The following is a 15,730-nucleotide window of genomic DNA, read 5'->3' on the forward strand; positions in this document are numbered from 1 at the left end:
CATTCATGCCCTTGTGCTTCGGTCGCGGGTGCTGGGCGCGCGTTTGCCGGAGTCGACCGGCTGCGCTTAACAAGGAGACGATATGGCTAAGGCCCTCTACGGCCACGTAGGCAGCGCGCCCGACCGGCGCCTTGTCGACGAGGTCACCCAACTGCGTGCCAAGGTTCGGGCGCTCGAGTTCGAGGTCGTTCGGCTCCGTGCCGAAAACGACCGGCTCGCCGCGGCGGCATCGGAAGCGGACCACCTGGTCCGTCTCGCCGAGCCGGCGATGGCCTGACGTTTTCGGGTCACCGCAGCCCGCGCAGAACTGCACAGTAAACCCGCGCGCCGACATCCTCTGGGTCTCGGCGCGCAGTCATGTAACGATCCGATCGTCCGGTTGGTTGCGCACGTGATCCGAGTGGCCCGAGTGGGCTGCGTGACCACGACACGCGCATTATGGTGTGCGGTGCTGCAGGGGAGGGTAGTGTCCCGGCGGTAGCCTGCCCGGTAACACACCTCGACACCGTGGAGATCCGTGCACCTCAAGACCCTGACGGCCAAGGGCTTCAAGTCCTTCGCGTCGACCACCACGCTGAAGCTCGAGCCGGGCATCACCTGTGTCGTCGGGCCGAACGGCTCCGGCAAGTCCAACGTGGTCGACGCCATCGCCTGGGTGCTCGGCGAGCAGGGCGCGAAGGCGCTGCGCGGCGGCAAGATGGAAGACGTCATCTTCGCCGGGACCGCGAGCCGCGCCCCCCTGGGGCGCGCCGAGGTCACCCTCACGATCGACAACAACGACGGTGCGCTGCCGATCGACTACACCGAGGTGTCGATCACCCGTCGCATGTTCCGCTCGGGTGAGAGCGAGTACGAGATCAACGGCAACTCCTGCCGCCTGCTCGACATCCAGGAGCTGCTCTCCGACTCCGGCATCGGCCGCGAGATGCACGTGATCGTCGGCCAGAACCGCCTCGACGGGGTCCTGCACGCCCGGCCCGAGGACCGCCGCGCCTTCATCGAGGAGGCGGCCGGCGTCCTCAAGCACCGCAAGCGCAAAGAGAAGGCCATCCGCAAGCTCGAGGCGATGGCGGCCAACCTCAACCGCCTCGGCGACCTCACCACGGAGCTGCGCCGCCAGCTCAAGCCGCTCGGGCGCCAGGCCGAGGTCGCCCGGCGCGCCGCGGGCATCCAGGCCGACCTGCGCGACGCCCGGCTGCGGCTGCTCGCCGACGACCTGCACACGCTGCGCGAGACCCTCGACCGCGAGATCGCCGACGAGACGGCCCTGCGCGCCCGGCGCGAGGAGGTCGAGGCCGAGGTCGAGGCGGTCAACGAGCGCCTGGCCGCCCTGGAGGCCGAGCACGCCGCCGACGCCCCGGCCCTGGCCGCCGCCCAGGACACGTGGTTCCAGCTGTCGACGCTGCAGGAGCGGTACCGCTCCCTGCACCAGCTCGCCGCCGAGCGCCACCGCAACCTCGCCGCCGCTCCCGTCGACGAGCGGCCCGGGCGCGACCCCGACCAGCTCACCGCCGAGGCCGACAAGGTCCGGGAGCAGGAGGAGGAGCTGCGCGCCGCGCTGGAGGCGAGCCAGGAGCGCCTCGCCGAGGCCGTCGAGCGCCGCCAGGACCTCGAGCGCCGCCTCGCCTTCGCCGAGAAGGCCATCGTCGCGGCCCACAAGGCCATCGCCGACCGCCGCGAGGGCCTGGCCAAGCTCACCGGCCAGGTCGAGTCCGCCCGCTCCCGCGCGAACGCCGCCGGCGACGAGATCGAGCGGCTCGCCGTCCAGCTCGCCGAGGCCGAGGCGCGCTCGGAGGCGGCCCAGGGCCTCTACGACGAGGCGAGCGCGGGCGCGTCGGTCGCCGACAACGCCAACGCCGACCTGGAGATGCGCCACCAGGAGGCGACCCGCGAGCTCGACGCGATCAACAACGAGGTGCGCCAGCACAGCGACGCCGAGCGCGCCGCGGAGAAGGACGCCGCGCAGTGGAAGGCCCGCGAGGAGGCGCTCGCCATGGGCCTGCGCCGCAAGGACGGGGCCGGCACCCTGCTGGCCCGCTCCGACCGCGTGCCCGGCCTGCTCGGCAGCGTCGCCGCGCTGCTGTCGGTCGAGGCCGGCCACGAGGCGGCCCTCGCCGCCGCGCTGGGTGCCCTGGCCGACGCCGTCGCCGTCTCCGGCGTCGAGGGCGCGGTCGCCGCGGTCGAGATGCTCAAGCAGGACGACGCCGGCCGCGCCGCGCTGCTCATCGCCTCCGCGCCGATGCTCGACGCCCCGCCGGTCGAGCGGGTGCCGCTGCCCCCGGGCGCGGCGTGGGCGATGGACCTGGTGCGCGCCCCGGAGGAGCTGCGCCCGGCCCTGGAGCGGGCCGTCGGTGACGTGGTGTTCGCCCCCGACCTCGCGACCGCGCGCCGCATCGTGTCCTACGCGCCCGCGCTGCGCGCCGTCACGCCCGAGGGCGACGTCATCGGCGCCTACGCCGCGGCCGGCGGCTCCGGCAAGCAGCACAGCTTCATCGAGGTCCAGGCGGCCGTCGAGGAGGCCCGCCAGCAGAAGGTCGACGCCGAGGGGCGCGTCGCCGAGGCGCGGGAGCTGCTCGGCCTGGCCCGCGCCGCGGCCGCCGCGGCCAAGCAGGTCGTCGCCGAGACGGCCGCGGCCAAGAAGGAGGCCGACACCGTCCGCAACGCGGCCGCGCGCCGCCTCGCGGAGCTGGGCGCGGCCGCGAAGTCGGCCCGGGCCGAGGTCGAGCGGCACGCCGCGGCGAAGGCCAAGGCGGAGGCGGCCCGGGAGTCCGGCCGCGCCAGCCTCGCCGACCTCGAGGAGCGTCTGGCGGCGGCCGAGGAGATCCCGATCGACGAGGACCCCTCCACGCAGGAGCGCGACGACCTCGCGGGCGAGGTGCCGGTCGCGCGGCAGCAGGAGATGGAGGTCCGCCTCGCGGTGCGCACCGCCGAGGAGCGCGTCGGCGCCCTCGCCGGGCGCGCGGACGCGCTGCTGCGCCAGGCCGCCGCCGAGCGGGCCGCCCGGGAGCGCGCCGCCGCCCGCAAGGCCACCCGCGCCCGCGGCGCCCGCATCGCCGAGGCCGTGGCCGACGGCGCCGCGTTCGCCCTGGAGCGGCTCGTCGACTCGATCGCCGAGGCGCAGGAGACCCGCGACACCCTCGCGGCCACGCGCGCCGAGCGCGAGACGGCCCTCACCGACGTGCGCGGGCGCGCCAAGCACCTCACCGCCGAGCTCGACCGGCTCACCAACGCCGTGCACCGCGACGAGGTGGCCCGCGCCGAGCAGCGCATGCGCATCGAGCAGCTCGAGAGCCGCTCGGCCGAGGAGTTCGGCCTCGACGCCGACACCCTCGTCGCCGAGTACGGCCCGCACCTGCCCGTCCCGCCGACCGCGCCCGAGGTCGCCGCGGCCGAGGCGGACAAGCGGCCCGTGCCCGAGCCGGTCCCCTTCGACCGCGCCACCCAGGAGAAGCGCGCCGCCAAGGCCGAGCGCGAGCTGAACCTGCTCGGCAAGGTCAACCCGCTGGCGCTGGAGGAGTTCGCGGCGATGGAGGAGCGCTACAAGTTCCTCTCCGACCAGCTCGAGGACCTCAAGGCCACCCGCCGCGACCTGCTCACCGTGGTCAAGGACGTGGACGACCGCATCCTCGAGGTGTTCACCAGCGCCTACCACGACACCGCGCGCGAGTTCGAGCAGGTCTTCTCGGTGCTGTTCCCGGGCGGCGAGGGCCGGCTCGTGCTCACCGACCCGGAGGACATGCTCACGACCGGCATCGAGGTCGAGGCGCGGCCGCCCGGCAAGAAGATCAAGCGCCTCTCGCTGCTCTCCGGCGGCGAGCGCTCGCTGACCGCCGTCGCCCTGCTGTGCGCGATCTTCCGCGCCCGCCCCAGCCCGTTCTACATCATGGACGAGGTCGAGGCCGCCCTGGACGACGTCAACCTGGGCCGCCTCATCACCCTCTTCGAGCAGCTGCGGGAGCGCAGCCAGCTGATCATCATCACCCACCAGAAGCGCACGATGGAGGTCGCCGACGCCCTCTACGGCGTCACCATGCGATCCGGCGTCACGGAGGTCATCTCCCAGCGCCTGCGGACGGAAGAGGCAGCGTGATCCAACGGCCCACGGCCCTGCTCATCGACTTCGACGGGGTCCTGCGCACGATCGACCCCTCGACGAACGCCAAGATCGAGCAGCGGTACGGTCTGGAGCCCGGGACGGTCCTCGACACCGCCCTCGAGTGGGATCGCCTGCTGCCGGCCATCACGGGCCGCATGACGCGCGCCGAGTGGCTCGCGACCGTGGCCGCGGACCTCGCGGAGCGGGTCGGCGGCCCCGAGCGCGCCGCCGAGCTGATGGCGGAGTGGCAGGTCTACCCGGGCGACGTCGCGGCCGACGTCCTGGCCTTCGTCCGCGACGTGCGGGCGGCCGGCCTGCCCGTGTGCCTCGCGACCAACTCGACGATCGAGTTCCGCGACGTGCTCGAGTCCTTCGGCCTCACCGGCGAGTTCGACGCGGTCGCGCTCTCGGCCGAGCTCGGGGTGCACAAGCCCGCCAAGGAGTACTTCCAGGCCGCCTGTGCCCTCATCGGCACCCCGCCGCCGCGCTGCCTGCTGGTCGACGACACCGACCGCATGATCCGCGGCGCGCGGGCGGCGGGCCTCACGGCGTACCGCTACACGCCCGGCGACGATCTCAGCTATCCGCGCCGGGCGCTGGGCCTGTAGCTCGACCGCTGGGCCGGTGAGCCGTCAGAGGCTGGCCTCGACGGCCTGGACGACCTCGGCCGACTTCGGCTCCGTGCGCGGGCCGAACCGGCCGGCGACGGTGCCGTCGGAGGCGACCAGGAACTTCTCGAAGTTCCACCGGATGTCGCCGGTGTGCCCCTCGGCGTCCGGCACCGGGGTCAGCAGGTCGTAGAGCGGGTGCCGGCCCTCGCCGTTGACCTCGACCTTCTCCGTCATGGGGAACGTCACACCGTAGGTGGTGCTGCAGAACTCGGCGATCTCCTCGGAGGTGCCCGGCTCCTGCCCGGCGAACTGGTTGCAGGGCACGCCCAGCACCGAGAAGCCGCGGCCCTCGTACTCCTTGTGCAGCGCCTCGAGGTCGGCGTACTGGGGCGTCAGGCCGCACCGGGACGCGACGTTGACCACGAGGACCGGGCGCCCGCGGAACTGGCCGAGATCGAGGGGCTTGCCCTGCAGGTCGGCGATTTCGACGTCGTAAAAGCTCATGCCCGTGATCGTATGCCGCGCGGCGCGCGGCCTAGGGTAAAGCGTGACCGGTCACCAACTCGCGGTCGGCGCCGTGCTCCGCCGGGGCAAGGACGTCCTGCTGATCAGCGACCCGCCGGACTGGGCGCTCCCGGGCGGCGCCGTGGGGGCGGGGGAGCCGCTGCTGGCCAAGGTCGGTCAGGAGGCCGGCTACGCATCGGTGCTCGCCGAGCGGCTGCTGTGGGTCGCGCGCTACCCCGCGGGCGGGGTGGAGTACGAGATGCTGGGCTTCGAGGTGACCGGCGTCGGTCCGCACGACGGCTCGGGCGCGTGGGTGCCCCTGGCCGAGGCCGTGGACCGCCTGAGCCGCATGTGGTTCGCCCCGATCCGGGAGCCGGCTGTGGCATATCTCACCGGCCGGGCCCGGGTGGCGACGCTGTGGACGTGGACGGACCTCAACGAGCCGGCGGTGACGCACCCGCGCGTCAGCTCAGCTTGAGCGACGCCACCTCGCCCAGGGACTTGTCCGGCCGGGTGCCCTCGATCGACACGTGCGCCGACCGGCCCTCGATCAGCAGCAGGCCGACGGCGTTGCCGAAGTACGGGCCCGCGGTCTTCCGCCACCGCACGACGGGCTTGCGCAGCCCCACCGAGCGCGCCAGGGAGCGCATCATCCGGGCCGCCGGCGGGTTCCAGCCGAACTTCATCGCCGGCCGGACGAGGCGCGGCATGTCGTTGTGCACCGGCGAGCACGTCAGCTGGTGCACCGCGCTCTCGACCTCCGGCCCGAGGTCGGCCCGCGCGGCGTAGGAGTGGTGAACGTCACCCGAGAGGACGCTGATCGTGGCGGGCGCGGGCGACACGCCGCCCTGCCCGGCGCCGATCTGGGTCAGCAGGGCGCTCAGCGCGTCGAAGGAGCGCCCGAACGCGGCCCAGTGCTCCAGGTCGACGGCCTGGCGCAGCTTCTCGCCGAACCGCCCCACCCAGCCCCGGGGGGACTCCGCCAGCCGCTCGGTCGCGGCCTCCAGGTGGTGGATGGCCGGCGGCAGCAGCCACGGCAGCGAGGAGCCGATGAGCAGGTGGTCGTAGTCGCCCGGGAGCTGCTTGGCGAGCCAGGCCCACTCGCTGTCGGGCAGCATCGCGCGCCGGCCCTGCTCGAGCTCGCGCGCGGCCCGGTTGTCGACCACGATGAGGCGCGTGCGGTCGATGTCGAGGGCATAGCTCCATCGGTACGCCACCGCGCGGTCGCGGTCCGCCCGCGCGCCGAAGTCGTCGAAGATCTCCGTCGCGTCCCCGGCCGAGCTCACGGCCGCGTATATGGGGCACTCGGCCAGGGCGCTCGGGGCCAGGTTGCCCATGTGCTGGTACACCCAGTACGACGCCAGCCCCGCCTGGATGCGCTGCGGCCACCAGCTGAGCTGGGACATCTGCTCACGCCACCGCTGCGACGTGTTCCAGTCGTCGATGATCTCGTGGTCGTCGAAGATCATGACGCTCGGGACGGTCGACAGCAGCCAGCGGATCTCGGGGTCGCCCCACGAGTCGAGGTACAGCTTCGTGTACTCGTGGAAGTCCACCACCTGCGTCGTGGGCGCGTCCGCGCGGCGCTGCTTGCGGCGCCGCTTGAGCCAGCGCTGGATCTTCTCCGGGGTCTCGTCGGCATAGACTTGATCACCGAGCAGGACCATGAGATCGGGCCACTCGGTGGGCGCGTCCGAGCGGATTGACTGGATCAGCCGTCCCGCGTAGGCGTCGAGGGCGTCCGGGGGGTAGCGCGTCACGCTGAGCGGACTCGCCTCGCGGCACGAACCGAAGACCAGCCGCACGGGAGCCCCCGGCCGTCGGGTGCGGATCACCGGGGGCGGGCACGGGTCGTCCGGCAGCGGCCACACCAGGGTGCCGTCGATCTTGACGTGGTACGGCGTGACCGCGCCCTCGGGCAGCCCGGCGACCACGACCAGGGCGTAGTGGTGACCGTGCACGCTGAACGTCCGGGCCGCCCCGCCCGCGGGCCCGGCGTCGACCTCGACGGTCGCCGGGTGCGCGGTCTCCACCCAGATCGTCGCCCGGTCGCCCTCGACGCGCCGCAGGACGGGGCCGAGCACGAGCGGACCACGGTCGTTGTCGAGCTCGGTTTCGGACATGCTGTTGCGACCTCCGGGGCATTGCGGGGTGAGCCGGACTGCATCCCGAATGATCCTGCTCGGCTCGTCTCGGCGCCACTGCAGGCCGCCGCGCGCCGCGTCTGGGAGGATTCCTGCCATGGAGTCGTACATCGTCTTCGGCCTGGTGCTGCTCGTCGTCATAATCGGGGCCACACTGGCGCTGATCGCTCCCCGTTTCCGCAAGCCCCCGACGCTGCCGCCGTCGGCCCCGCCCAAGGAGCCCTCCGCCCCGGTGGTGGTGAAGGAGCCGCCGGTCGCCGAGGCTCCTCCGGTCATCGAGGCTCCGCCGGTCGAGCAACCCCCTCCGGTCGTCGAAGCCCCTCCGGTCGAAGAAGCCCCGCCCGTCGTCGAGATCGAGCGGCCCGAGCCCACCGCCGGCCGCCTCGTGCGCCTCCGCGCGCGCCTGAGCCGCTCGCAGAACGTCTTCGGCAAGGGCCTGCTCGCCCTGCTGTCGCGCGACCGGCTCGACGACGACACCTGGGACGAGATCGAGGAGACGCTGATCGGCGCCGACGTCGGCGTCCAGGCGACCACCGACATCGTCGCCAAGCTGCGCGAGCGGGCCCGCGTCCACGGCACCGCCACCGCGTCCGACCTGCGCACGATGCTCACCGACGAGCTCGTCGCGGCGCTGCAGCCGGACCTGGACCGCTCCCTGGCCGCCGCCCCGCGCGACGGCCGCCCCGCGGTGCTGCTCGTCGTGGGGGTCAACGGCGCCGGCAAGACCACCACCTGCGGCAAGATCGCCCGGGTGCTCGTCGCCGACGGCCACACCGTGGTCCTCGGCGCCGCCGACACCTTCCGCGCGGCCGCGGCCGAGCAGCTGGCCACCTGGGCCGGGCGGGTCGGCGCCGACGTCGTGCGGGGCCCCGAAGGGGCGGATCCCGCCTCGGTGGCGTTCGACGCCGTCAAACGGGGTATTGACGCGGGTGTGGACACGGTGCTCATCGACACGGCCGGCCGGCTGCAGAACAAGGTCGGCCTGATGGACGAGCTCGGCAAGGTCAAGCGGGTCGTGGAGAAGCACGGGCCCGTGGACGAGACGCTGCTCATCCTCGACGCCACGACCGGGCAGAACGGCCTGGAGCAGGCGCGGGTGTTCACCGAGGTGGTCGATGTGACCGGCGTCGTGCTGACCAAGCTCGACGGGACCGCGAAGGGTGGCATCGTCATCGCGGTCCAGCGCAAACTGGGTATTCCGGTGAAGCTGGTCGGCCTGGGCGAGGGCCCCGACGATCTGGCTCCGTTCGATGCCCGACAGTTCGTGGACGCCCTCGTTGGCGCGGACGCGTAACCTCGGACGGTACCTTGAGACGGTAAGGCCCGGCCGCGCACTTCCGGCGGCCGGCGCAAGGCAGGACAGCTCGGTTCCCCGGTCAGGTCAGCGAAGGACGAAGACGTGACGCAGCAGGAGATCCCGCTCCACGGCGGGAACACCTCCGTCGTGGTGCGCTCGGGCGACACCGTGCGCCGCAACGCGGGGCCGTGGACCCCCGCGGTGCACGCGCTGCTGCGCCACCTGGAGTATGTCGGCTTCACCGGCGCCCCGCGCGCCTTCGGCATCGACGAGCGCGGGCGCGAGGTGCTGCAGTACCTCGAGGGGGAGTGCGGCGAATACCCGCTGGCCCCGCACTGGGTGACCGACGAGGCGATGGTCACCGTCGCGACCATGCTGCGGATGTTCCACGACGCCCAGGCGGGCTTCCGGCCGCCCCCGAACGCCGTCTGGCGCTCGTTCGGCCCCCCGCCGCCGGACACCGAGGTCATCTGCCACCACGACGCGGCCCCGCACAACGTCATCTGGCGCCCGGACGGGACCCTGTCGCTGATCGACTTCGACCTGGCCTCGCCCGGCGCGCGGATCTACGACGTCGCGTATGCCGCGTGGACCTGGGTCCCGCTGTTCTCCGACCGCGACTCCTACACCCTGGGCTGGAAGCGCCCGAACCGCCCGCGCCGGCTGCGCATGTTCGCCGACGCCTACGGCCTGACCCCGCGCGACCGGCACCGCCTCGTGCGCGTCATTCGCAAACGCATCGTCGATCACATCGAGGGAATTCGACGGATGGCGGCCGCGGGGGACCCGGCGTTCGTGCGCATCGTGCACAAGGGGCATCTCCGGCGTCCCGTGCGTGACCTGCGGCTCATCGATTATGAGCGGCACACACTGGAGTACGCGCTGCGGTAGGACGTTTTCAGAGTGTGAGCCCTTCTTCACACGCTGGAAACATGACGTGACGCGGTAGAAACCGCGCAGCGCCGGTGCGCGAAACCTGAGCCCGCGAAGCTCTCGCGCAACCGGCTGAAGGGCAATGCTGCCTCGAAGGTCGGGAGGGAGGATCTCGACTACTAGGAGGCCAGCGTGCCTGCAGCGACCATCGATACCGGCCATACCGCATGGCTGCTCGTGTCGACCGCTCTCGTGCTGCTCATGACGCCGGGTCTGGCACTGTTCTACGGTGGCCTGAACCGCTCCAAGGGCGTCCTCAACATGATGATGATGAGCTTCTCGACGATCGGGCTCGTCAGCGTCCTCTGGCTGTTCTACGGCTTCAGCGCCTCGTTCGGCTCCGACACGGCCGGTGGGCTGTTCGGTGACCTCGGGCAGTACTTCGGCAGCAAGACCTACATCGACCAGATGTGGGGCGCGACCGCGGACAACGCGAGCGGGATCGGCATCCCGACGTACGTCTTCATGGTCTTCCAGATGACGTTCGCCGTGATCACCGTCGCGCTCATCAGCGGCGCGATCTCCGACCGCGCGAAGTTCGGCGGCTGGCTGCTGTTCGCGTTCGGCTGGGCCACGCTGGTCTACTTCCCCGTCGCCCACAACGTGTGGGGCGGCGGCTGGATCGCCCAGAAGCTGCACCCGCTCGACTTCGCCGGTGGCACCGCCGTGCACATCAACGCCGGCGCGGCCGCGCTCGGTGTCGCCCTGGTCCTCGGCAAGCGCGTCGGCTGGCCGCGGGAGAGCATGAAGCCGCACAACGTGCCCTTCGTCGCCCTCGGCGCCGGTCTGCTGTGGTTCGGCTGGTTCGGCTTCAACGCCGGCTCCGAGCTGACCGTCGACGGCGTCACCGGCCTCGCCTTCGTCAACACCCAGGTGGCCACCGCCGCCGCCGTCCTCGGCTGGGTCATCGTCGAGTGGATCCGCGACCGCAAGCCCACCCTCGTCGGCGCCTCGTCCGGCGCGGTCGCGGGCCTGGTCGCGATCACCCCCGCCTGTGGCTTCATCGACTCGTGGGCGGCCGTGCTGCTCGGCCTCGTCGCGGGCCTCGTCTGCGCCCTGGCGGTCAGCCTCAAGTACCGCTTCGGCTTCGACGACTCGCTCGACGTGGTCGGCGTGCACTTCGTCGGCGGGTGGATCGGCTCCCTGTGGCTGGGCTTCTTCGCCAACGACAAGCTCAACTCGGCCATCAGCGGCGCCCTCGGGGCCAAGAACGGCCTGTTCATGGGCGGCGGCGTGGGTCAGCTCGGCGCACAGGCGGGCGCGAGCGCTATCGTCACCGTCTACTCGTTCGCCATCGCCTTCGTGCTCGCCTTCGTCATCCAGAAGACGGTCGGCTTCCGGGTCAGCACCGAGGCCGAGGTCGAGGGCATCGACATCGCGGAGCACGCGGAGAGCGCCTACGACCTCACCCCGGGCACCGGCAGCGGTGGCGGCACGGGTGCGTTCGCGATGGCGGGCGTAGGCACGAGCAAGGCCCCCGCGCCGGCGGCGGAAGCCCCGGCGTCGGAAAAGGTTGCCGGATAGCGTCGAGGGATGTCGGAGGGAATGGGCATGAAGCTGGTGACCGCGGTCATCAAGCCGTATCAGCTCGACGCGGTGAAGGAGGCGCTCCACGCGCTCGGCGTGGCGGGCCTCACCGTGAGCGAGGTTCAGGGCTACGGCCGTCAGAAGGGCCACACCGAGGTCTACCGCGGTGCGGAGTACACGGTGGAGTTCGTCCCCAAGATCCGGGTCGAGATCGTCACCGACGAGCTCGACTTCGAGAAGGTCGTGGACGCCATCGTGACCGCCGCCCGCACTGGCAAGATCGGTGACGGCAAGGTGTGGGTCACCTCGGTCGACGAGGTGGTCCGGGTCCGCACCGGCGAGCGCGGGCTCGACGCGCTCTAAGCCGCTGCTGATCTCTATCCTCATCACATGACACAACCGTCGGCGCCCGCACCGGTCCTTTCCACCGGGGCGGGCGCCGACGCGCGAGCCGAGCGCTCGGACGCGATCGACGAGTGGCTCGTCGAGATCTTTCAAAAAGCCGGCGGTTGTACCTCCAATGCCTCGCTCGTCGCCGTAGGCGGCCTGGGCCGTCGCGAATGCGCTCCGCGCAGCGACCTCGACCTGGTGCTGCTGCACCCGGGCGGTCCCGGCGACGAGGCGGCCGCCGACGAGCTCGGCAGCCTCCTCTGGTACCAGATCTGGGACGCCAAGTTCGCCCTCGACCACTCCACCCGCAGCCCCGGGCAGGCCCTCGACCTGGCCCGCCAGGACCTCAAGGTGGCGCTCGGCCTGCTCGACGCCCGCCTCGTCGCCGGCGACGCGCAGATGCTCGCCACGCTGCACGCCGACGCCGTCGCCCAGTGGCGCCGCGAGGCCCGCCACCTGCTGCCGTCGCTGCGCACCCTCACCCAGGACCGCTGGAAGGCCCACGGCGAGCTGGCGTTCCTCCTGGAGGGCGACGTCAAGGAGTCGCGCGGAGGCCTGCGCGACTTCGGCGTCCTGCGCGGCATCGGCTTCGCCGGGGTCGCCGACGGCCCCCGCCCCGCCGTCCGCGGCGCCCACCGGACCCTCCTCGACGTGCGCGACGCCCTCCACACGGTGCGCGGACGTCGCGTCGACCGCCTCCTCGCCCAGGACCGCGACGAGGTCGCCGAGGTGCTCGGCTACGGCGACCGTGACGACGTCCTGCGCCGCATCGCCGAGTCCGCCCGCACCATCGCCTACGCCAGCGACGACGCCTGGCGGGCCGTGGAGCGCTGGGCCGCCCCGAGCACCCGCGGCCACGCCGAGCGCCGCCCCCTCGCCCGCGACGTGGTCGAGCAGCGCGGCGAGGTCGTGCTCGCCCGCGCCGCCGTCACCCCGCGCCCGGACCCGGCCCTGCCCCTGCGCGTCGCCGCGGCCGCCGCCCGCGCGGACCTGCCGATCGCCCACGCCACCCTGGAGTGGCTCGGCGGCTTCGCCGGCCCCATGCCGAACCCCTGGCCGGCCCCCGCGCGCGACGCCCTGCTCACGCTGCTGGGCAGCGGCCCCGCGATGATCTCGGTCTGGGAGGCCTGCGACCGGTACGGCCTCGTCGTCAACTGGCTCCCCGAGTGGGCCCGGGTGCGCAGCCTGCCCCAGCACAACCCGGTCCACCTGTTCACCGTCGACCGCCACCTGGTCGAGACCGCCCGCCAGGCCGCCCGCCTCGCCCGCGACGTCGAGCGCCCCGACCTGCTGGTCCTCGCCGCCCTCCTGCACGACATCGGCAAGGGCCTGCCCGGCGACCACAGCATCGTCGGCGCCCCGATCGCCGCCGCCGCGGCCGAGCGCCTGGGCCTCAGCCCCGCCGACGTGGCCCAGATCGAGCAGGTGGTGCGCCTCCACCTGCTCATCCCCGACACCGCCACCCGCCGCGACCTGTCCGACCCGCGGACCATCGCCACGGTCGCCGGCGCCGTGGGCGACGCCTCCACCCTCAACCTGCTGCACGCCCTCGCCCGCGCGGACGCGGCCGCGACCGGCCCGGCCGCCTGGTCGGACTGGAAGGGCCGGCTCATCGCCGAGCTCGTGCGCCACGTCGAGCGCGCCCTGGACACCGGCGTCGTGGCCCCGCCGCCCTCGCCCGCCGCCCGGCTCGCCGTCCCGTCCCGGCTCCCGGCGGTCCAGCTCGACACCGACTCCGTCTCGGTGACCGCCCCCGACCGCCGCGGCCTGCTGGCCGCCGTCGCCGGCTGCCTGTCCCTGCACCGCCTCGACGTGGTGACCGCCGACACCGTGACGGTCGACGGCCTCGCCCGCATGGTCTGCGCCGTCCAGCCTCGCTACGGCGACATCGACCGCGACGCCGTCGTGTCCGATCTGCGCCGCGCCGTGACCGGCGACCTGCCGGTGGCCGAGCGCCTGGCCGCCCGCGAGCGCTCGGCCCGCCGGAGCACCACCTCCGCGCCCCCGCGCGTGGTGTGGCAGCCCCCGACGGCGGCCACGGACGCGACGGTGCTGGAGCTGCGCGCCACGGACACGCCCGGGCTGCTGTTCCGGGTGGCGAGCGCGCTGGAGGATGTGGGCGCCGACGTACGCTCGGCGCGCATCTCCACCCTCGGCGGCGAGGTGGTGGACGCCTTCTACCTGGAGGGCGAGTGGGACGCGCCCGCGCGCGTACGCGTGGAGTCAGCCGTCCTCGCCGCCGCCACCCCTGCCTAGCCTCCCCAGCCTCCCGCTCCCGGGCCTTGGTTAATGCCCTCTTTCGCTTGGTGGCTCTCCGTCCTCTTACGCTCCGCCACCGCGCTGCGCCGCGGGCCGCGACGCACTGTCCGCGGTCGCGTACCCTTCAAGGGACTCCTACACCGAGGACGGATCCGCCGTGTTTGACACCCTGAGTGACCGCCTATCCGGCATCTTCTCGAAGCTGCGGAGCAAGGGACGGCTCACCGACGCCGACGTCGACGCGACCGCGCGGGAGATTCGCCTGGCGCTGCTCGAGGCCGACGTCGCGCTGCCCGTGGTCAAGGCGTTCATCGCCCGGCTCAAGGAGCGGGCGCGGGGCGCCGAGGTGTCGCAGGCGCTCAACCCGGCCCAGCAGGTCATCAAGATCGTTCACGAGGAGCTCGTGGCGACGCTCGGTGGCGAGGCCCGCCGCCTGCAGTTCGCCAAGAACCCGCCGACCGTGATCATGCTCGCCGGTCTGCAGGGTTCCGGAAAGACGACCCTCGCCGGCAAGCTCGCCCGCTGGCTCAAGGGCCAGGGCCACCAGCCGCTGCTGGTCGCCGCCGACCTCCAGCGCCCCAACGCCGTCAACCAGCTGCAGGTCCTCGGCGGCCGCGCGGGCGTCGAGGTCTACGCGCCCGAGCCCGGCAACGGCACCGGCAACCCCGTCCAGGTCGCCCGCGACTCCATCGAGCACGCGAAGCGCCAGATGCGCGACATCGTCATCGTCGACACCGCCGGCCGCCTCGGCATCGACGCCGAGATGATGCAGCAGGCCGCCGACATCCGTGACGCCGTCGACCCCGACGAGGTCCTGTTCGTCATCGACGCCATGGTCGGCCAGGACGCGGTCACCACCGCCGAGGCGTTCCGCGACGGCGTCGGCATCAGCGGCGTCGTGCTCTCCAAGCTCGACGGCGACGCCCGCGGTGGCGCCGCGCTCTCCGTGCGCCACGTCACCGGCCAGCCGATCATGTTCGCGTCCACCGGCGAGAAGCTCGAGGACTTCGACGTCTTCCACCCCGACCGGATGGCCTCGCGCATCCTCGGCATGGGCGACGTGCTCACCCTCATCGAGCAGGCCGAGCAGGCCTTCGCCGACGACGAGAAGGAGCGGATGGCCGCCAAGCTCATGGGCGGCCAGGACTTCACCCTGGAGGACTTCCTCGAGCAGCTCCAGGCGGTCCGCCGCATGGGCCCCATCGCCAACGTGCTCGCCATGATGCCGGGCATGAACCAGATGAAGGACCAGCTGGCCGAGATCGACGACAAGCACTTCGACCGGGTCACCGCGATCATCCGCTCGATGACCCCGAAGGAGCGCACCAACCCGAAGATCCTCAACGCCTCCCGCCGCGTGCGCATCGCCAACGGCTCCGGCGTCTCGGTCACCGACGTCAACCAGCTGCTCACCCGCTTCGCCGACGCGCAGAAGATGATGAAGCAGATGGGCGGCATGATGGGCCTGCCCGGCGCCCGCCGGAAGGCGACCAAGAGCCCGAAGAACAAGCGCAAGGGCACCAAGGGCGGCAACTCCGGCATGCGCCAGCCGCGCCTCGGTGCCGGCGGCATGCCGCAGCTGCCCCCGGGCTTCGACCCGGCCGCCATGGACCCCAACGCGGCGGGCATGCCCCCGGGCTTCCGGCTCCCGAAGATCGACTTCTCGAAGCTGCAGAAGCGTGACAAGGACTCCTGACCCGCTGCCCGCATCCGGCCCCATCCGTAGCCCCGACGCCGTCCCCGCGCGCGGTGGCGACTCCTCCGGCACGTCCGCCCGTGATGCGGGCGCTGAGCCCGCGCGCGGCGCCGCTGGTGCGTCCGTGCCCGCCGCCGGCTGCGCGTCCGTGCCCGCCGCCAGCGCTTCCGTGGTCAGCGCTGGCGACGTGTCCGCGCGTGGCTCCCGTGATGCGGGCGCTGAGCCCGCGCGCGGCGCCGCTGGTGCGTCCGTGCCCGCCGCCGGAAGCGCGTC

General features: G+C 72.9%; 12 protein-coding genes. 10 read left to right on the top strand and 2 right to left on the bottom strand.

Annotation, left to right across the window (positions count from 1 at the left end; translation table 11 throughout):
- Positions 1–82: 82 nt before the first annotated feature.
- From ACQP2P_RS06955 to ACQP2P_RS06965, 3 genes are all read left to right on the top strand, one after another.
- Positions 83–277, top strand: coding sequence for a hypothetical protein (locus tag ACQP2P_RS06955; protein ID WP_360369483.1), 195 nt, complete (start codon positions 83–85; stop codon positions 275–277).
- Positions 278–517: 240 nt separating this feature from the next.
- Positions 518–4,090: a chromosome segregation protein SMC gene (smc, locus tag ACQP2P_RS06960; protein ID WP_433614092.1), complete on the top strand. Its 3,573-nt coding sequence runs from the start codon at positions 518–520 to the stop codon at positions 4,088–4,090.
- Entirely contained in the window at positions 4,087–4,704 is a 618-nt protein-coding gene (locus ACQP2P_RS06965) for an HAD family hydrolase (protein WP_433614093.1), read from the top strand. The genes smc and ACQP2P_RS06965 overlap by 4 nt, the downstream gene beginning before the upstream one ends.
- A gap of 24 nt (positions 4,705–4,728) precedes the next feature.
- On the opposite strand, the gene ACQP2P_RS06970 is transcribed toward ACQP2P_RS06965, so the two are convergent.
- Positions 4,729–5,211 (bottom strand): glutathione peroxidase, encoded by a 483-nt coding sequence (locus tag ACQP2P_RS06970; RefSeq protein ID WP_433614094.1) that lies wholly within the window; start codon positions 5,209–5,211, stop codon positions 4,729–4,731.
- Positions 5,212–5,254: 43 nt separating this feature from the next.
- On the opposite strand from ACQP2P_RS06970, the gene ACQP2P_RS06975 reads away from it, so the two are divergent.
- On the top strand, positions 5,255–5,689 hold the full coding sequence (locus ACQP2P_RS06975; protein WP_433614095.1) for an NUDIX domain-containing protein: 435 nt from the start codon (positions 5,255–5,257) through the stop codon (positions 5,687–5,689).
- Here the strand turns inward: ACQP2P_RS06975 and ACQP2P_RS06980 are convergent.
- Positions 5,676–7,334, bottom strand: a complete 1,659-nt coding sequence (locus ACQP2P_RS06980) for an alkaline phosphatase D family protein (protein WP_433614096.1) — start codon at positions 7,332–7,334, stop codon at positions 5,676–5,678. The genes ACQP2P_RS06975 and ACQP2P_RS06980 overlap by 14 nt on opposite strands.
- Positions 7,335–7,452: 118 nt before the next feature.
- On the opposite strand from ACQP2P_RS06980, the gene ftsY reads away from it, so the two are divergent.
- The 6 genes from ftsY to ffh all read left to right on the top strand — a co-directional run bounded on the left by ftsY (position 7,453) and on the right by ffh (position 15,457).
- Complete coding sequence (ftsY, locus tag ACQP2P_RS06985; RefSeq protein ID WP_433614097.1) at positions 7,453–8,649, top strand: signal recognition particle-docking protein FtsY; 1,197 nt, start codon at positions 7,453–7,455, stop codon at positions 8,647–8,649.
- Between the two features lie 105 nt (positions 8,650–8,754).
- The gene (locus ACQP2P_RS06990; protein WP_223101822.1) at positions 8,755–9,543 is read left to right on the top strand and encodes a phosphotransferase; all 789 of its coding nucleotides are present in this window, start codon (positions 8,755–8,757) and stop codon (positions 9,541–9,543) included.
- Positions 9,544–9,717: 174 nt separating this feature from the next.
- Positions 9,718–11,109, top strand: a complete 1,392-nt coding sequence (locus tag ACQP2P_RS06995) for an ammonium transporter (protein ID WP_433614098.1) — start codon at positions 9,718–9,720, stop codon at positions 11,107–11,109.
- 27 nt (positions 11,110–11,136) lie between these two features.
- On the top strand, positions 11,137–11,475 hold the full coding sequence (locus tag ACQP2P_RS07000) for a P-II family nitrogen regulator (RefSeq protein WP_190249674.1): 339 nt from the start codon (positions 11,137–11,139) through the stop codon (positions 11,473–11,475).
- Positions 11,476–11,502: 27 nt separating this feature from the next.
- On the top strand, positions 11,503–13,758 hold the full coding sequence (locus tag ACQP2P_RS07005; protein WP_433614099.1) for a [protein-PII] uridylyltransferase: 2,256 nt from the start codon (positions 11,503–11,505) through the stop codon (positions 13,756–13,758).
- A 160-nt stretch (positions 13,759–13,918) separates the two neighbouring features.
- Positions 13,919–15,457, top strand: coding sequence for a signal recognition particle protein (gene ffh / locus ACQP2P_RS07010; protein WP_433614100.1), 1,539 nt, complete (start codon positions 13,919–13,921; stop codon positions 15,455–15,457).
- The last annotated feature ends 273 nt before the right edge of the window (positions 15,458–15,730 follow it).

Source organism: Dactylosporangium sp. CA-139114 (genome assembly GCF_050955725.1).
In the GTDB taxonomy this organism is placed as follows: Bacteria; Actinomycetota; Actinomycetes; order Mycobacteriales; family Micromonosporaceae; genus Dactylosporangium.

What these genes read in the sequence shown, in the direction of transcription:
- ACQP2P_RS06955 (WP_360369483.1), top strand. Translation starts at nt 83, where the DNA reads ATGGCTAAGGCCCTCTACGGCCACGTAGGCAGCGCGCCCGACCGGCGC.
- ACQP2P_RS06970 (WP_433614094.1), bottom strand. Translation starts at nt 5,211, where the DNA reads ATGAGCTTTTACGACGTCGAAATCGCCGACCTGCAGGGCAAGCCCCTC.
- ACQP2P_RS06980 (WP_433614096.1), bottom strand. Translation starts at nt 7,334, where the DNA reads ATGTCCGAAACCGAGCTCGACAACGACCGTGGTCCGCTCGTGCTCGGC.
- ftsY (WP_433614097.1), top strand. Translation starts at nt 7,453, where the DNA reads ATGGAGTCGTACATCGTCTTCGGCCTGGTGCTGCTCGTCGTCATAATC.
- ACQP2P_RS07000 (WP_190249674.1), top strand. Translation starts at nt 11,137, where the DNA reads ATGAAGCTGGTGACCGCGGTCATCAAGCCGTATCAGCTCGACGCGGTG.
- ACQP2P_RS07005 (WP_433614099.1), top strand. Translation starts at nt 11,503, where the DNA reads ATGACACAACCGTCGGCGCCCGCACCGGTCCTTTCCACCGGGGCGGGC.